Source organism: Mesorhizobium sp. C416B (genome assembly GCF_030323165.1).
Lineage (GTDB): Bacteria > Pseudomonadota > Alphaproteobacteria > Rhizobiales > Rhizobiaceae > Mesorhizobium.
Genome location: NZ_CP100471.1, coordinates 4,484,033 through 4,499,980 on the forward strand (window position 1 = coordinate 4,484,033; position 15,948 = coordinate 4,499,980).

Annotated in this window: 16 protein-coding genes and 1 tRNA gene; 9 read left to right on the top strand and 8 right to left on the bottom strand. The window is 62.5% G+C overall.

The window, feature by feature from the left end; translation table 11 throughout:
- Window positions 1-15: 15 nt before the first annotated feature.
- The 4 genes from NLY43_RS21910 (at window position 16) to NLY43_RS21925 (ending at window position 3,431) form a co-directional block, all read left to right on the top strand.
- Window positions 16-1,002 carry a methyltransferase gene (locus NLY43_RS21910; protein ID WP_023711693.1) on the top strand — a complete coding sequence of 329 codons (987 nt, stop codon included), beginning with the start codon at window positions 16-18 and terminating at the stop codon, window positions 1,000-1,002.
- 378 nt (window positions 1,003-1,380) lie between these two features.
- Window positions 1,381-2,586, top strand: a complete 1,206-nt coding sequence (locus tag NLY43_RS21915; protein ID WP_502882146.1) for a pilus assembly protein TadG-related protein — start codon at window positions 1,381-1,383, stop codon at window positions 2,584-2,586.
- Window positions 2,587-2,590: 4 nt separating this feature from the next.
- Window positions 2,591-3,031: a TadE/TadG family type IV pilus assembly protein gene (locus NLY43_RS21920; RefSeq protein WP_031199391.1), complete on the top strand. Its 441-nt coding sequence runs from the start codon at window positions 2,591-2,593 to the stop codon at window positions 3,029-3,031.
- A complete protein-coding gene (locus NLY43_RS21925; RefSeq protein WP_023708223.1) occupies window positions 3,021-3,431 on the top strand; it encodes a TadE/TadG family type IV pilus assembly protein in 411 nt (136 codons plus the stop codon). The genes NLY43_RS21920 and NLY43_RS21925 overlap by 11 nt, the downstream gene beginning before the upstream one ends.
- Before the next feature lie 277 nt (window positions 3,432-3,708).
- Here NLY43_RS21925 and NLY43_RS21930 read toward each other — a convergent pair.
- Together NLY43_RS21930 and NLY43_RS21935 are read right to left on the bottom strand one after the other, a co-directional pair.
- Window positions 3,709-3,785, bottom strand: a tRNA-Arg gene (locus NLY43_RS21930).
- 106 nt (window positions 3,786-3,891) lie between these two features.
- On the bottom strand, window positions 3,892-5,055 hold the full coding sequence (locus NLY43_RS21935; protein ID WP_023699100.1) for a M20 aminoacylase family protein: 1,164 nt from the start codon (window positions 5,053-5,055) through the stop codon (window positions 3,892-3,894).
- Window positions 5,056-5,288: 233 nt separating this feature from the next.
- On the opposite strand from NLY43_RS21935, the gene NLY43_RS21940 reads away from it, so the two are divergent.
- Both NLY43_RS21940 and NLY43_RS21945 read left to right on the top strand, forming a co-directional pair.
- Window positions 5,289-6,467 carry a D-alanyl-D-alanine carboxypeptidase family protein gene (locus tag NLY43_RS21940; protein WP_023711696.1) on the top strand — a complete coding sequence of 393 codons (1,179 nt, stop codon included), beginning with the start codon at window positions 5,289-5,291 and terminating at the stop codon, window positions 6,465-6,467.
- A gap of 3 nt (window positions 6,468-6,470) precedes the next feature.
- Entirely contained in the window at window positions 6,471-7,574 is a 1,104-nt protein-coding gene (locus NLY43_RS21945) for a CobW family GTP-binding protein (protein ID WP_023686739.1), read from the top strand.
- 12 nt (window positions 7,575-7,586) lie between these two features.
- Here NLY43_RS21945 and NLY43_RS21950 read toward each other — a convergent pair whose 3' ends face one another.
- The 5 genes from NLY43_RS21950 to NLY43_RS21970 form a co-directional block, all read right to left on the bottom strand.
- Window positions 7,587-7,835 (bottom strand): sulfurtransferase TusA family protein, encoded by a 249-nt coding sequence (locus tag NLY43_RS21950; RefSeq protein ID WP_027050749.1) that lies wholly within the window; start codon window positions 7,833-7,835, stop codon window positions 7,587-7,589.
- A gap of 59 nt (window positions 7,836-7,894) precedes the next feature.
- Window positions 7,895-9,190, bottom strand: a complete 1,296-nt coding sequence (locus tag NLY43_RS21955) for a L,D-transpeptidase family protein (RefSeq protein ID WP_023711697.1) — start codon at window positions 9,188-9,190, stop codon at window positions 7,895-7,897.
- A 233-nt stretch (window positions 9,191-9,423) separates the two neighbouring features.
- On the bottom strand, window positions 9,424-10,374 hold the full coding sequence (locus tag NLY43_RS21960; RefSeq protein ID WP_023685389.1) for an acetyl-CoA carboxylase carboxyltransferase subunit alpha: 951 nt from the start codon (window positions 10,372-10,374) through the stop codon (window positions 9,424-9,426).
- Window positions 10,375-10,462: 88 nt separating this feature from the next.
- On the bottom strand, window positions 10,463-11,374 hold the full coding sequence (locus NLY43_RS21965) for a site-specific tyrosine recombinase XerD (RefSeq protein WP_286458628.1): 912 nt from the start codon (window positions 11,372-11,374) through the stop codon (window positions 10,463-10,465).
- 21 nt (window positions 11,375-11,395) lie between these two features.
- Window positions 11,396-11,548, bottom strand: coding sequence for a hypothetical protein (locus NLY43_RS21970; RefSeq protein WP_023670666.1), 153 nt, complete (start codon window positions 11,546-11,548; stop codon window positions 11,396-11,398).
- 172 nt (window positions 11,549-11,720) lie between these two features.
- Between NLY43_RS21970 and NLY43_RS21975 the strand changes: the two genes are divergently transcribed.
- The 3 genes from NLY43_RS21975 to NLY43_RS21985 are packed head-to-tail and all read left to right on the top strand — an operon-like array spanning window position 11,721 to window position 14,355.
- Window positions 11,721-12,332, top strand: coding sequence for a shikimate kinase (locus NLY43_RS21975; protein ID WP_023711699.1), 612 nt, complete (start codon window positions 11,721-11,723; stop codon window positions 12,330-12,332).
- Window positions 12,329-13,462 (top strand): 3-dehydroquinate synthase, encoded by a 1,134-nt coding sequence (aroB, locus tag NLY43_RS21980; RefSeq protein WP_023711700.1) that lies wholly within the window; start codon window positions 12,329-12,331, stop codon window positions 13,460-13,462. Before NLY43_RS21975 ends, aroB begins: the two co-directional genes overlap by 4 nt.
- Window positions 13,459-14,355: an HlyC/CorC family transporter gene (locus tag NLY43_RS21985; protein ID WP_023711701.1), complete on the top strand. Its 897-nt coding sequence runs from the start codon at window positions 13,459-13,461 to the stop codon at window positions 14,353-14,355. Before aroB ends, NLY43_RS21985 begins: the two co-directional genes overlap by 4 nt.
- 40 nt (window positions 14,356-14,395) lie before the next feature.
- Here the strand turns inward: NLY43_RS21985 and NLY43_RS21990 are convergent, their stop codons facing one another.
- Window positions 14,396-15,946, bottom strand: a complete 1,551-nt coding sequence (locus NLY43_RS21990) for a SpoVR family protein (RefSeq protein ID WP_023711702.1) — start codon at window positions 15,944-15,946, stop codon at window positions 14,396-14,398.
- Window positions 15,947-15,948: the final 2 nt, after the last annotated feature.

The following is a 15,948-nucleotide window of genomic DNA, read 5'->3' on the forward strand; positions in this document are numbered from 1 at the left end:
ACAACGGGATATGACATGGTGGATTCCGATCGGATCGACAAGCTGATCGCAGGGGTGCCCCCTGCCTTGGCGCTTCGTGCCGGGCTGGACCTTGGCATCTTCACCCGGCTCGGCGGCGATGCTGCGACTGCCGACAGCCTTGGGGCAGCGCTCAAAGTCGAGCCCGCTCGTCTGTCGCGGCTCCTCTACGCGCTCGCCAGCATCGGTCTCCTCGACGTCAAGGATGGTCGGTTTCGCAACGGAGCCGAAGCGTCGAAGTTTCTCGACGCGTCCAAGCCGACCTATCGCGGCGGCGATCATGTGCTGCTGCGCGAACTCTGGGGAGCCGACCTTTTGACCGCAGAGTCGCTGCGGCAGAACCGGCCGGCCGCGCTGCATGACTTTTCTGAAGCGGGGCCAGAATCCGCAGCGGCGTTCAGCCGCATGCTCGCACCGGGAGGGGTGATTTTCGGCCGGAATCTGGCCCGTGAGCTGGACCTCTCGGCGGTCCGTTCGGTGATCGACATCGGCGGCGGCGCCGGGACCATTCTGGTCGGACTTCGCGAGCGATGGCCGCATATTGCGGCGACTTTGATGGAACTCCCGACGGTCGCAGCGGTCGCACCAGCGATCCTGTCGGAATACGGTGCCGGCGATGTGGTTGTCGAAGAAGGCGACATAACGGTCGCTCCATCGACCGGCCGGCATGACTTGGCAATCCTGAAGGCTGTCGTCCAGGTCCTGCCGCCGGACCAGGCGCGCAGTTCGATCCTGAACGCGGCGCGTTGCCTCACCCAAGGAGGCGAGATCGCAATTGCGGGGTGGGGTGTCGTCGATGACGACCGTCTCGGCCCGCCTGAGGGTGTCTTTCTCAATCTCACCTTCCTGAACCTTTACCGCGCGGGCGAATCGTACACGGAAGGTCAGTATCGCGGGTGGATGGCCGGGGCTGGGTTCCGGGATATCTCCAGGTCGCAGCTGACCGACGGCACCACGTTGTTTCGTGGGCGCCTCACGGACTGATCGTGGCTGGAGTGGTTGGTTTCGGGCGTGTGGCCCTCAAAGCCAGCCCCGGACGGATTGCACAAAGTTCCTGAGGCGGCGTGAGCCGATCTTTCCCCTTACCGGGCAGCGCGGTGTCCCCTGTCTTCTCGATAGCTTCTTCGCAGAGGGGGCATTTAAATGTCACTTGGTCGACAACAAAGTTCGCGATAGCGGCATATTTCGCATTCGTCGATTGGGGCGGAACCTCCGACAGGATGTTGCGCGGTCGCTGCAACTTGCGCCTAGCTAGCCCGTTTGACTACGTCGAATCGGAATGGAGTTTTTAGACATTCGTTTATCTATTCGTGGTTTCTAATACATATGGCATCCAACGCGTTCACCCGGATTTGGTTTGCTTTGAGCCGCCTAAGGCGCGCCACGAACGGTAACGTTGCCGTCATCTTTGCCTTCACCTTGCCGGTCGTGGTTGGCGGCGCCGGCCTCGGTGTGGAGACATCCTTCTGGTATTACAGCAGCCTTAAGCTGCAGGCCGTTGCCGATGCCGCGGCCTATGCCGGCGCGCTCGAGAAAGTCGCGGGTTCCGATAACCCGACCATCATCGCCGCCGCCACGCAGTCCGCGACCTCGAACAATTTTGCCACGCCGGGCACGATCCAGGTCAACACGCCGCCATTGTCCGGCCCGAACACCGCGAAGAAGGCAGTGGAGGTCATCGTCAAGCAGAACCTCGACCGCTACTTCACGGCGATTTTCAACCAGGCGCCCGTTGCCGAACAGGCAAGGGCGGTGGCGCTGATCAATGACGCCTCCAAAGCTTGCGTGCTGGCGCTCAGTCCGTCGGCCTCCCAGGCTGCGCTCTTTTCCGGCAACACCACCGTCAACCTCACCGGCTGTTCGGTCATGTCGGACTCGATTGCCTCGGACGCCATAAAGACGCAGGGCTCGGCGGTGCTCAAGGCCGACTGCCTGATCACGGTCGGCGGCATGGTGCTGAACAATCCAGCGACCACAGTCTGCAAGTCCAACATCACCCGAGCCTTGCCGGCAGCCGATCCTTTCTCCGGCTTGGCGACGCCGACAGCCGGCAACCCTTGCAAGAATGTCAACGGCAACAAGACGTCGCAAACACTCCAGCCTGGCACCTACTGTAGCGGCATGAGCCTCAGCGGCAACGTCACCCTGCAGCCCGGCGTCTACGTCGTGCAGGGCGGTATGAAGGTCAACGCCAACGCGGTCGTCGCGGGCAGCGGCGTAACCATCTTCATGGCAGGCAGCAACACCGTCAGCATGAACGGCAACGCCAAGGTGACGCTGAGCGCGCCTACCTCCGGAGCCTATTCCGGCGTGCTGTTCTACGGCGACAGGACCGGGACTGCGGCGCAGAGCACCTTCAATGGCACCGCGGACTCGCTTTTGACAGGCGCCATCTATTTTCCCAGGCAGCAGGTCAACTACCTTGGCAACTTCTCGGGGAACGGTGGCTGCACTCAGGTCGTCGCCGACACCATCCAATGGTCCGGCAGTACCACCATCAAGCAGGACTGCACCAGTCTAGGGATGGAAGACATTCCGGCGACGCAGTCCGTTCAGCTCGTCGAGTAGCCGGATGGGTGGGCGGACCTTGCGCATTGTCCGGGACAAATCCGGGATAGCTGCCGTGGAGTTTTCCATGTTGCTGCCGGTCCTGTGCCTCGTTTGCCTCGGCATCGCCGACGGCTGGTCCTACGTGACGAGTTACCTGCAGATGCGCGCGGGCGTTAAAACCGCGGCCAATCTCGTGATGGCCGGCGCGTCCAATGACACCGGGACGCAGGCGGTCGCGCTTTCGAGCTGGAACGACAAGCCCGAGGACGCCGCGGTCGTGCTGGTCCGCTCCTATTTGTGCGGCGCCACGGTCGTGGATGAGACCACCATCTGCGGCGGAACAAAGCTGCCGACTGTCTTCGTCCAGATAACGGCCACGGGCACCTGGGTGCCCCCGTTCAACTTCGGTGTTTTCCCGGACCCGCGCGCGATCAGCCATCAGGAGGTGATCCGTGTCCGCTGAAAGGATCGGATCCAGGTGGCGCCGTGACTGCTCCGGCGCAGCCGGGCTGGAATTCGCCTTGATCGCGCCTTTCCTGGTGATGCTTTTGTTCGGAATCTTCGCCTTCGGCTGGGCCATGAATGCCGTGTCGACCGTCCGCTATACGCTGGAAACCTCTTCTCGGGCGCTGCAGCTGAACAACACGCTTTCGCAGAGCGACATCCAGGCTATCGCCACGCAGAAATTGGTGAACCTGGGTCTGAAGAACGTCATTGTGACGATCGCGACCGACCCTGCCAGCGGCGGTTTCAAGATGGCGCATCTGACCGCCAGCTATGCCTTCGTCATCGCTTTCCCGTATTTCGACCAGTATCCGATAAATTACGCCACGACCGTCACGGTGCCCCTGGTTGCCAGCTAGGATACGGCCGGCTTGGTTGAGTTGGCGGCGCCGAACTCAGACCGTAACGGATTGACTGGGAGCCATCGCTCGATCTGGAATTGTACTTGCAAGAGGTCGATTCTCTTGGCGGCTGTAGATGCTTAAAGCTCGCTCCTGAGACCTCAGGGATGGACTTTTCTATGGAACTAAAGTTAGGCTGCTTGCTTGGTCGCGTCCGTGAAAATCACCGAAAACCAGTCCATCAGTGCTGCAACATGCCGACAGGCTATCTCAGTCACCAAGCCTTTGATCTTGCTGGTGATCCCGACAGGAATCGAACCTGTGACCTACAGATTAGGAATCTGCCGCTCTATCCTACTGAGCTACGGGACCACGCGGCCCGACACATAGCCGCTTCCGATCGTTTCGCCAAGAGGCTCGCCGAAGGCAATGAAGAGGCCGGCCGAAGGCTAATCGGCCGGCCTTTCGTCGGGGCAGGTCAGGCTGCCAGCGCCGTTTCGGCCAGTTTCACCCAGTAGCTCATGCCGTGCGGTATGACTTCGTCGTTGAAGTCGTAGGCCGGATGATGGAGGCCGGCGGTCTCGCCATTGCCGATGAAGATGAAGGCGCCAGGTCGGGCTTCCAGCATGTAGGAGAAGTCTTCGCCGCCCATCACCGGCTGGATGGCGCGGTGGACCTGGGTGTCGCCGGCGACATGTGCCGCGACATCGCCGGCAAAGACCGTTTCTTCCGGATGATTGAAGGTCACGGGATAGTTGGCGTCATAGTCGACAGTGATCGTCGCGCCGAAGGCGGTGGCTATTCCTTCGCAGATGGTGCGGATGCGCTCTTCCGACTTCTTGGCGATCTCTTTCTTCAGTGTGCGCACCGTGCCGGCAATCTCGGCGGTCTCGGGAATGACGTTGTAGGCGTCGCCGGCGTGGAACTTCGTCACCGAAACCACCACCGCCTCGACCGGATCGGTGCTGCGCGAAGCGACCGTCTGAAGGGCGCCGACCAATTGGCTGGTGATGACGATCGGGTCGATCGTGCCGTGCGGCATCGCCGCATGGCCGCCGCGGCCCTTCACGGTGATGGTGAACTCGGCGGTCGCCGCCATGATCGGGCCCGGCCGGATGGCGAACTGGCCCACCGGCAGGCCCGGCATGTTGTGCATGCCAAAGACGCGCGAAATATCGAAACGCTCCATCATGCCGTCCTTGACCATCTCGTTGCCGCCGCCGCCGCCCTCTTCCGCCGGCTGGAAGATGACCGCGACCGAGCCGGCGAAATTGCGCGTTTCGGTCAGATATTTGGCGGCGCCCAAAAGCATCGCCGTATGGCCGTCATGGCCGCAGGCATGCATTTTGCCGGGAATGGTCGAGGCATAGGGCTTGCCGGTGATCTCGTTGATCGGCAGCGCGTCCATGTCGGCGCGCAAGCCGATGGTCGCGCCTTGCCCCTTGCGGCCATGGATGATGCCGACGACGCCGGTCTTGCCGAGGCCCGTCACCACGTCGTCGCAGCCGAATTCCTTCAGCTTCTCGGTGACGAAGGCGGCGGTCTTGAAGACATCGAAATTCAGTTCTGGCGTCTGGTGCAGATGGCGTCGCCAGCCGGCAACTTCATCCTGCATCTCGGCGGCGCGGTTGAGAATCGGCATAATGGTTCCATCTCGCTGTTGGAGCAGACGATCTGGCCTGCTTGATTGCAATTGTGATTGCCATGCTTGTTGCCATCTTGGCACTTTGCCATCTTGGCGTCACATAGGGTAAATAGCACCCCAGACAATGTGATCCGGAAATTGAGGGCCGGATCAGGTCATGCTGGCCATCGCGTAACGAAATCTTACGGAGCCAGGGGCGACTACGGCAAGAGGCGATTTCGGATTCCATGATGCGGCACAGCCATATCCTCAAATTACTGCTAACGGGCGGCTTGGCGCTACCCATGCTGGCTGGGCCAGCTTTGGCCAATCCGGTGATCCTGTTCGACCTCAACAGCGGCAAGGTTCTGCAGCACCAGGACGCATTCAAGCGCTGGTATCCCGCTTCGCTGAGCAAGCTGATGACCGCCTATGTCACCTTCCGGGCGATTGCCGCCGGCGAGGTCCAGCTCGATTCACCGATCAAGGTGACCAAGCATTCGGCGGGCGAACCGCCGAGCAAGATGGGCTTCAAGCCGGGCTCGGTGATGCGGCTCGACAATGCGTTGAAGATGATGCTGGTCAAATCGGCCAACGATATCGCCATGGCCATCGGCGAAAACATAGGCGGCTCGCAGGTCGGATTCGCCGTTCGCATGAATGCGGAGGCGGCGCGGCTCGGCATGACCGGAACGCATTTCGTCAATCCGAACGGACTGTTTTCGCCGGAGCAGTATACGACGGCGCGCGATCTTGCCCTGCTGGTGATGGCGATCCGCAAGGAATTCCCGCAATACGCCCCCTGGTTCTCGATCGAAGGCCTTGCCGTCGGCAAGAAGGCGATCTCCAACTACAATCTCTTGATCGGGCGCTATCCCGGCGCCGACGGCATGAAAACCGGGTTCGTCTGTCCCTCGGGCTTCAACATGATCGGCTCGGCGACACGCAATGGCCGCACGCTGGTCGCGGTCGTGCTCGGCGAAAAATCGGCGATCAGCCGTGCCGAGACCGCCGCCAGGCTGCTCGACCAGGGCTTTGCCACGCCCGACCCGAACTGGCTCACGGTCGCGGCCATGCCTTCCTATGGCGATACAATGTCACCCAACGACATGCATGATGAGATCTGCAGGAAGAAGGCGCCGCACGAGCAGTCCGAGGCGGCTCCGCCGGTGGCCGCGAAGGGTGCCGACGTGCCGAAATCGCCCTATCAGGAAAAGCTCGACCACGTGCCGACGCTGGTTACCGTGGGCCTCGGCGGCGCCACCGGGCCGGCGCCGAAGGCGATGCTCGACCAGGGCGGCCAGGAATACGCCGATGTGCCGCTGCCGAGCTGGCGGCCAGACATTCCGGCGCCAAAGGGCGCCGAACCGGCCGTGGTGGGCCAGGCAACCGCGGTGCAGGGCGACCAGCTGGTCAAAGCCGCGAACTAGGCGATGGCTGGCTTTCCGATACCCGTCACGGTGGTCACCGGCTTCCTCGGCGCCGGCAAGACGACATTGCTCAACCGGCTGCTCAAAGATCCGGCACTGGTCGACACGGCCGTCATCATCAACGAATTCGGTGAGGTGGCGATCGACCACCTGCTGGTCGAGCAGGCCTCGGACGGCATCATCCAGTTGTCCGACGGCTGTCTGTGCTGCACGGTGCGCGGCGAACTGGTCGATACGCTGGCTGACCTCGTCGACCGGCTGCAGACCGGCCGTATCGCCCGCCTTGCCCGCGTCGTTGTCGAAACCACCGGGCTCGCCGATCCGGCGCCGGTGCTGCAGTCGATCATGGCGCATCCCGCCCTTGTGCAGGCCTTCCGACTTGATGGCGTCATCACGCTGGTCGACGCGGTCAACGGCAATGCGACGCTCGACGGCCATGTCGAGGCGGTCAAGCAGGTGGCGGTCGCCGATCGCATCGTGCTGACCAAGGTCGATCTGGCCAGCGATCCCGGCGACGTCGATGCTTTGCGAACGCGACTCCATCAGCTCAATCCAGGCGCCGTGGTGCTGGACGCCGGCGACGGCCGAACCGGCGTCACGGCGCTGTTCGATTGCGGCCTCTACAATCCGGCGACCAAATCCGCCGATGTCCGGCGCTGGCTCGGCGAAGAAGCCGCCCATGAGCACCACCATCATCATGATCATGACCACGGCGAGCATGAGCACCACCACCGCCACGATTCCCGCGTGCGCTCCTACTCGCTGGTCCATGACGGCCCGGTGCCGTTTTCGGCGATCGAGATGTTCCTCGACCTGCTGCGTTCTGCGCATGGCGACAAGCTTTTGCGGATGAAGGGCATCATCGAGCTTGCGGAGGACCCGTCGCGGCCGCTTGTCGTCCACGGGGTGCAGAAGATCCTGCATCCGCCGGCGCGGCTGCTGGCCTGGCCGGACGGCCAACGCGGCACCAGGCTGGTGCTGATCACGCTCGATATGCCGGAAGATTATGTGCGCCGGCTGTTTTCCGCCTTCACCAACCGGCCGTCGATCGACACGCCGGATCGCGCGGCGCTGGAGAGCAATCCGCTGGCGATAGCCGGGGGCTGATTGTCAGGCTCGCTATGCGCCGCGTTCGACCAGGAAGCGGTGGCCGCCGCTGACGGCTGACGTTTCGACAAGCTGGTGGCCAGCGTCGGCGCAAAAGGCGGGGATGTCGATGACCGCCAGCGGGTCGGTGGTCTCCAGCCAAAGCCGGCTGCCCGGCTGCATTGCCGCCAAGCGTTTTTTCGCCTTGAGAACGGGCAGGGGGCAGTTCAGGCCCTTGAGGTCATAGATCGCGGTGTGATTTGTTTGTTTGTCTTCATGCATGTCTTTGTCCCAAAACCGCGGCGCACTTTTGGGCGGCATGCATCGGCAAGGCGAAAACCTCAGCCGCCGAACATGCCTAGCAGCTTGTTCTTGATCTTCGACATCCGGCTTTCGTCCGCCAGCGGTTCCGCAGGCGCCGCCTCGACGCTCGCAGTGGCGACCGGCTGCTGGGCGGCCTGCTTGGCTGCTTCCTTTTCGGCCAGCGCTTGGGCCTTTGCGGCTTGCTTTTCAGCCAGTGCCTGGGCCTTGGCGGCCTTCGCTGCCTCAATGGCAGCAACCCGCTGTTCCTCGGCCTTGCGCTTGGCTTCCTTCTCTGCGTCCAGCGCCGCCATTTTGCGGCCGGCCGGCGAATCGATGCGGCCCATGCGCGCCGTCTCGGTCAGCGTGCCGTCGGAATTCAGCGACGGCGGTTCGATCGGCACGCGCTCGCCCCGGGCGCGGCGCTTCGACCAGTCGGAAACGATGCTGGCTTCCTTGATGCCGGCAATGGTCGGCTTGGGCGCCGGAACACTGGCCTTGACCGCGCCGGTGAAGGCCGCGTCATAGCTGCTTTGATAGGCGTTGAGTGCGCTCTTCAGCGAATCCGGCTGCGTGGTCGCGGGGCAGGCGCCAGTCGGATCGAATGTCGTGCCCTCAGGCGCCACCTGGTTGAAGACATAGCGCTTGTCGCAGACATCGACCTTCGGCGGCACCTTGGTGATCTCGAAGTTGTCGTAACCGACCTTCAGCATCTTCCAGAACTCATAGTTCGGGTCGTTGCGGTAACGCGCCATGTTGGCGGCGGTCATGCGGAATGGGAAGGCCTGGATCTGGAACTCGGTCTGGCCGCCCTGGAAGGCATCGCGACCAAAAGCGTAGATCTGCTCGATCTGCGGGTCGGTCATCGAATAACAGCCCGACGACGAGCAGGCGCCATGCACCATCAGATTGGCGCCGGTGCGGCCATTGGCACGGTCATAGGCGTTGGGATAGCCGATGTTGAAGGACAGATGATAGTTCGAGCGCGGATTCATCTGCGACGGGCGGACCGTATAGAAACCTTCCGGCGCCTGGCGGTCGCCCTCGGTGTATTTCGGGCCGAGCTTGCCCGACCATTTGCAGATGTCGTAGCTGGCGACCATCTCGTAGCGGCCGGTGGTCTTGGCCTTCCAGATTTCGAGCTTGCCTTCTTCCTTGAAGATGCGAGCCATCACCGACGAGGTGCGGATCATGCCCTTGGCCTTCATGTCGGCCAGGATCTTGTCCGGCAGCGGCTTGCTGGCTTCCGGCGCAAAATTCTTCATCGAGGAATCGTTGCAGCCGGCAACGCCAAGCGCGGCGATCAGAAGTCCAGTGCGGGCAAGCTTGGTAAACATGGATACGGCTATGTCTTTTTCTCGCGGCACGGCCGGATAGCGCCCGGGCCTGCATGCTGAACACTGACGGACCCTAAGCCCGTTAACCTTGAAAATTCCTTACCGCAAGCGTCGGACGGCGCCCCCCACGGCAATTCGCCCGGTGTCACGGATTTTTATTGAGCCGAATGAGGCGGCATTTTTGTGGCGAAATTGCTCCTTGACGCCACATTGCGGTGCGCTGCCAGACGAAATCAGAGGCTGCGGCCCATCGCCAGATATTTTTCGCGGCGCTGTTCGCGAAAATCAGTGTTGGCGCCGGCAAAATCCTTCATCGTCTTGGCGATGAGGTCGCCGGTGGCGGCGATCACCGTTTCGGGCGCGCGCTGGGCGCCGCCGAGCGGCTCGGCAATGATGGCGTCGATGATCTTCATTTCCAGAAGGTCCTGGGCGGTGATCTTCATGTTGGTCGCCGCATCTTTCGAGCGCGTCGTGTCGCGCCACAGGATCGAGGCAGCGCCTTCCGGCGAGATCACCGAATAGATGGCGTGTTCCAGCATGTAGACGCGGTTGGCGGTGGCGATCGCAATGGCGCCGCCCGAACCGCCTTCGCCGATGACGACCGAAATCGATGGCACTTTGAGGCCGAGGCAGGCCGAGGTTGAGCGGGCGATGGCTTCAGCCTGGCCGCGTTCCTCGGCGCCAACGCCGGGGTAGGCGCCGGCGGTGTCGACCAGCGTCAGAAGTGGGATCTGGAAACGGTCGGCAAGTTCCATCAGCCGCACGGCCTTGCGGTAGCCTTCAGGGCGCACCGAGCCGAAATTGTGCTTGAGCCGGCTCGCCGTGTCGGAGCCCTTTTCCTGGCCGATGACGGCCACCGGTTCGCCGCGGAAGCGGGCGAAGCCGCCGATGATCGCCTGGTCCTCGCCGAAATTGCGGTCGCCGGCGAGCGGCGTGAAATCGCTGAACAGACCCTTGATGTAGTCGAGGCAATGCGGCCTGTCGGTGTGGCGCGCGACCTGCACCTTCTGCCACGGCGTCAGCGCCTTGTAGATGTCGCGCAGCGCGTCGCGCACGCGCTTCTCGAGCCGGCTGATTTCGTCGCCGACGTCGACCGCCTCGCCATTCTCGGCAAGCTTCTTCAGCTCGAGGATCTTGAGTTCAAGGTCCTGCACCGGCTTTTCGAAATCGAGGTAATTGTACATTCTTGAGCGGACCGATGCGTCGGAAGGCAAACATCGCGCAGATGTAGGCTCCGCGCGGGCACGTTGCCCTCACATAGCGATATGAGGCCTAGTCGGCAAGCGGATGATGATCGTTGACCAACCGCACCAACCGCTCTTCCAGCACATGCGTGTAAATCTGCGTGGTCGAGATATCGGCGTGGCCGAGCAGCTGCTGCACCGCCCTGAGATCAGCGCCGTTCTGCAGGAGATGGCTGGCAAAAGCATGGCGCAGCACATGCGGCGAAATTTTGGCCGCCGATATGCCGGCCCGCGCGGCAAGGCCTTTGAGGTCGCGGGCAAAGACCTGCCGGGAGAGAAAGCCGCTGTCGCCGGCGGCCGGGAACAGAAACGGGCTGTCGGCGAAAGCCGGCACCGACGCCCGGGCCGTGAGCCATGCCCGCATCGCCATGCGGGCCTTGGCCGACAGCGGCACCATGCGCTCCTTGTCGCCCTTGCCGCGCACCATGAAGAAGCGGTCGTCGCGCTGGGCGACGGTCACCGGCAGGCCGACAAGTTCGGAGACGCGCAGGCCGGTGGCATAGAGCACCTCGACCAAAGCGTGCAGGCGCAGTGCCGCCACCCGGTCGCCATTGACGCCATCGCCTGTCTCAAGCGCCGCACGGTCGAGCAGCCGACCGGTATCGGCCTCGCTCATCGTCTTGGGCAGCGGCCGGCCCTTTTTCGGACTGTCCAGCGTGCCGGTCGGGTCGTCGCCGCGCAAGCCCTCGGCGTAGAGGAACTTGAAGAACTGGCGGATCGCCGACAGTTTGCGCGCCTGCGACGTCGACGCAAAGCCGCGCGCTGCGATGTCGTCGAGATAGGCGCGGATGTCGACTGCGGCGGCAGCGGCAAGCCCGCCGGCAATCTGCTGCGAAGCGTCTTCGAGATCACGGCGGTAGGAAGACAGCGTGTTTGCAGCGGCACCGCGTTCGGCGCTCATCATTTCGAGAAAGGCTTCGATGCGAGCCGCGCTGTTCATGTTCCAGGGGTCAGTTTTGGGTCAGTTTTTCTTGGGGTTCAGCTTTTCCGGTGGAATGCGCACGGTGATTTCGGCTTTTTTCGGCTCGACGAACATCGCCAACGCCACCATCGTACCATAGGCAATGCCGGCAAGAATCATCATCGTCACGACAAAGCGGAACAGTGTCGGCATCAATCTTCGCCCGTCTTCTTGCTCTGCGATTCCAAGCCCTGTGTCCTTATGGGACGCTAATTCCGTCAATTCAAGGACGAAGGGCTCTACGTGCGAAAGGCGCTATGCTTGACGCAAACGGGCTTTTGATGTCGATACGCCGGCAAAGACGGCTTAGAAACAGCATGGTCTCATGAACGCGTTACCAGCAAATCCTCCCGGCGATAGCCATGCCGCGCTGCTCGACAGGCTGGGCAGCCGCTCGATCGTCTTTGTCGGCCTGATGGGCGCCGGCAAGACGGCGATCGGCCGCAAGGTGGCGACGATGCTGTCGCTGCCCTTCGTAGACAGCGACCAGGAGATAGAAACCGTGTCGCGCATGACGGTGCCGGAACTGTTCGAACGCTATGGCGAGACCGAATTCCGGGCATTGGAGCAGCGCGTCATCCTGCGCGTGCTGGAGAGTGGGCCGCAGGTGCTGTCGACCGGCGGCGGCGCGTTCATGAATGCGCAGACGCGGGAAGCGATCGCCGGGCATGGCGTGTCGGTGTGGCTGAAGGCCGAGATCGACCTGTTGATGGAGCGCGTGTCCAAGAAGCAGAACCGGCCGTTGCTCAAAAGCGCCGATCGGCGCGCCGTGCTCGAGCGACTGATGGGCGAGCGCTACCCGGTCTATGCCACGTCCAACATCACCGTGCCGACACGCGACGACCGCAAGGAGGTCATTGCGACGGAGGTTGTCGACGCGCTGTGCGGGCATTTCGGCATTCCGGCTCCGACTGCGCCGGGCGAGGTGCGGCTGTGAGCGAACAGGTCACTGTCGAGGTCGGCCTTGGCGAGCGCGCCTATGACATCCTGATCGGCCCTGGCCTTTTGGCGCGCGCCGGCGCCGAGATTTCGCGCCGCCTGCCCGGCACGAGGGCGGCGGTGGTCACCGACGACAATGTCGCGGCGGCACATCTCGACGCGCTGAAGGCCGGTCTGGAAACAGGCGGCATCCAGCCTGCCGTCATCACTTTGCCGGCCGGCGAAAAGACCAAGAGCTTTGCCCATCTCGAAGAGGTGGTCGACGGCGTGCTCGCCGCCAAGCTGGAGCGCGGCGATGTCGTCATTGCGCTCGGCGGTGGCGTCATCGGCGATCTCACCGGCTTTGCCGCCGGCATCGTGCGCCGCGGCATGAATTTCGTCCAGATTCCAACCTCGCTGCTGGCGCAGGTCGATTCCTCGGTCGGTGGGAAGACCGGCATCAACAGCCCGCGCGGCAAGAATCTGGTCGGCGTCTTCCATCAGCCGAAGCTGGTGCTGGCCGACACCGAAGTGCTCGACACGCTGCCGATCCGCGAATTTCGCGCCGGCTATGCCGAGCTTGCCAAATACGGGTTGATCGACCGACCGGCGTTTTTCGCCTGGCTGGAAGCGAACTGGGAAAAGGTGTTCGCCGGTGGTGCGGAACGGGCGGAGGCGATTGCCGAGGCCTGCCGCGCCAAGGCCGATGTCGTCGCCCGCGACGAGTTCGAAACCGGCGACCGCGCACTGCTCAATCTTGGCCACACGTTCGGCCATGCGCTGGAAGGCGCCACACAGTATGATGGCGCCCGCCTCGTCCATGGCGAAGGCGTCGCCATCGGCATGGCGCTGGCGCACCGCTTTTCCGCAAGGCTCAATCTGGCCAGCCCGGACGACGCGGCGCGGGTCGAGGCGCATCTTCGCGCCGTCGGTCTACCCTGGCGGATGGCCGACATCCCTGGTGAGTTGCCCGATGCCGAGGCGCTGCTTGGCTTCATCACCCAGGACAAGAAAGTGTCGCGCGGCGCGCTGACCTTCATCCTGACGCGCGGCGTTGGCCAGGCTTTTATTGCCAAGGATGTACCGGCGTTGGAAGTGCTTTCGTTCCTCAGGGAAAACCACCCGGGCCAGGAAAGCCGGCCGCGATGATCAACGAGCCTGGCTGGACCGTCGTCGCCTTCCTTGCCATCCTCATCCTGCTGGTCCTGGCCGTGCGCACGCGCCTGCTTGCCATGTTCGGCTATGAGTTGTCGCGCATCGAGCCGCAGCGCTCGACCCAGGACGAGTTGCGCGGCGCGGTCGACGATTTCCGCCGCGACGGCCAGATGGTGCGAGAGGACCGCGACCGCGTCGGCGGGCTGTTCGATCTCGCCGAGCTCGAAGTCTCCGACATCATGGTCCACCGCACCAATATGCGCTCGGTCAATGCCGACAATGGGCCGGAAGCGGTGGTGCGCGAGATCCTGCAAAGCCCGCACACCCGCATGCCGTTGTGGAAAGGCTCGCTCGACAACATTGTCGGCGTGCTGCACGCCAAGGACCTGCTGCGAGCGCTGAACGAGGTCGGCAACGACTTTTCCCGGATCGACGTGATGAAGATCGCTTCGAAGCCTTGGTTCGTGCCCGACACCACCACGCTGCAGGAACAGCTCAACGCCTTCCTGCGCGCCAAGGCGCATTTCGCCATCGTCGTCGACGAATATGGCGAGGTCGAAGGGCTGGTGACGCTGGAGGACATTATCGAGGAGATCGTTGGCGAGATCGCCGACGAGCACGATGTCGACATTCAGGGCGTCAAGCAGGAGGCGGACGGTTCCGTGGTCGTCGACGGCACCGTCCCGATCCGCGATCTCAACCGGGCGCTCGACTGGAACCTGCCTGACGAGGAAGCGACCACCATTGCCGGCCTGGTCATCCACGAGACGCAGTCGATCCCCGAGGAAAAGCAGGCTTTCACCTTCCACGGCAAGCGCTTCGTGGTGATGAAGCGCGACAAGAACCGGATCGCAAGGATCAGGATCAGGCCGGCGGGCGAAGCCTGAGGTAACGAGCAGGCCCGCAACAGGACGCTCTTTGCCGAGCTTATGCCGCGATCTGGCTCGTAGACCGTTCGTGGATTGTCGCACCGGTTTGAGCGTCAACTGCGACCAGGCTGACCTCGTAGCCCCAGAGGCTGCGGACATGGCGGAGCGTCGCGTCACGGCTGGCCCCTTCGAGCACAACACCATCCTTTACCCTGTGTTGCAGCCGCAACTGCCGGTCGCCGAGCAGGTCGACATCAATCACCTGGATGTCCGGCCGATTCGCTCCAAGGTCGTAACTGTGGGCTAGCTGGGCGCGTATCTTGTGATAGCCACGTTCGTTGTGGATCGACGCGACTTCGAAATGCGGTTTGTCGGCTCCATCGCCAAGCACGAAGAACCGCCATTTTCGGATCAAGCTCGGGCTGAGGTACTGGCGGATAAAGGATTCGTCGCGGTGGTTGGCCCAGGCCTCAAGCAGGACCTCGCGCCAGTTGCCATGTCCTGCAATGTCCGGGAACCAGTCGCGGTCCTCCGCCGTCGGCTCGGTCGAAATGCGCTGTATGTCCTGCATCATGTCGATGCCGAGGGCATAGGGATTGATGCCTGAAAACCGGGGATCGTCAAAGGCCGGCTGGAAGATCACGTTCGAATGGTTGCGCAGGATTTCGAGCATGGCACCTTCGCCGATCCGGCCGCGATCGAATAGCATGTTCATGAGCGTATAATGCACGAAGGTGGCGCAGCCTTCATTCATGACTTGAGTCTGTCGCTGCGGGTAGAAATATTGCGCGATGACGCGGACGATCCTGATGATCTCGCGCTGCCAGGGTTCCAGGATCAGGCTGTTCTTCTCGAGGAAATAAAGGAGGTTTTCCTCGGGAAGGTTGAGCGATCTCTTGCGCTCCGCCATCCCTTGATCCTCATTGCCGGACTTGTTTTTGTTCTGCGACGGCGGCAGCGTGCGCCACAGATCGTTGTAGGAGCGCTCTTCGTATTCGAGGCGCTCGCGAAGCCCTTCGCGCTGTCGCTCCGACGAGAGCTTTGGCGGCCGGTGGTAGCGGAACACCCCTTGTTCCATCAGGGCATGGGCGGAATCGAGAATGGCCTCCACTGCTGCAAGGCCGTGCCGCTCCTCGCACCGGGCGATGTAGCCCTTGGCGAAGTCCAGATAACCCAGGATTGCCCCGGCGTCGGTCCATTGCTGAAACAGATGATTGTTCTTGAAGAAATGATTGTGGCCAAGCGCCGCGTGGGCCGTCACAAGGGCCTGCAACGCCATGGTGTTTTCCTCCATGAGGTAGACGATGCAGGGATTGGAGTTGATGACCAGTTCATAGGCCAGCCCCCGACCACCCTTACGGTAAAGAAGCTCCTGGTGAAGGAAATGTTTGCCGAACGACCAATGCCGATACATCAGTGGCATGCCGATAGATGAGTAGGCGTCGAGCATCTGTTGGGAGGAGATTATCTCCATCTGGACCGGGTAAGTATCGAGATGCAACTCGTCGACCGCGATCGCCTCGATCTCTTCAAAAGCCCGCGATAATTTCTCGAAATTCCAGTCAGAACCGGAAAACAACAAATTCGTTTCGTTGGCTCGCCTGACCATCT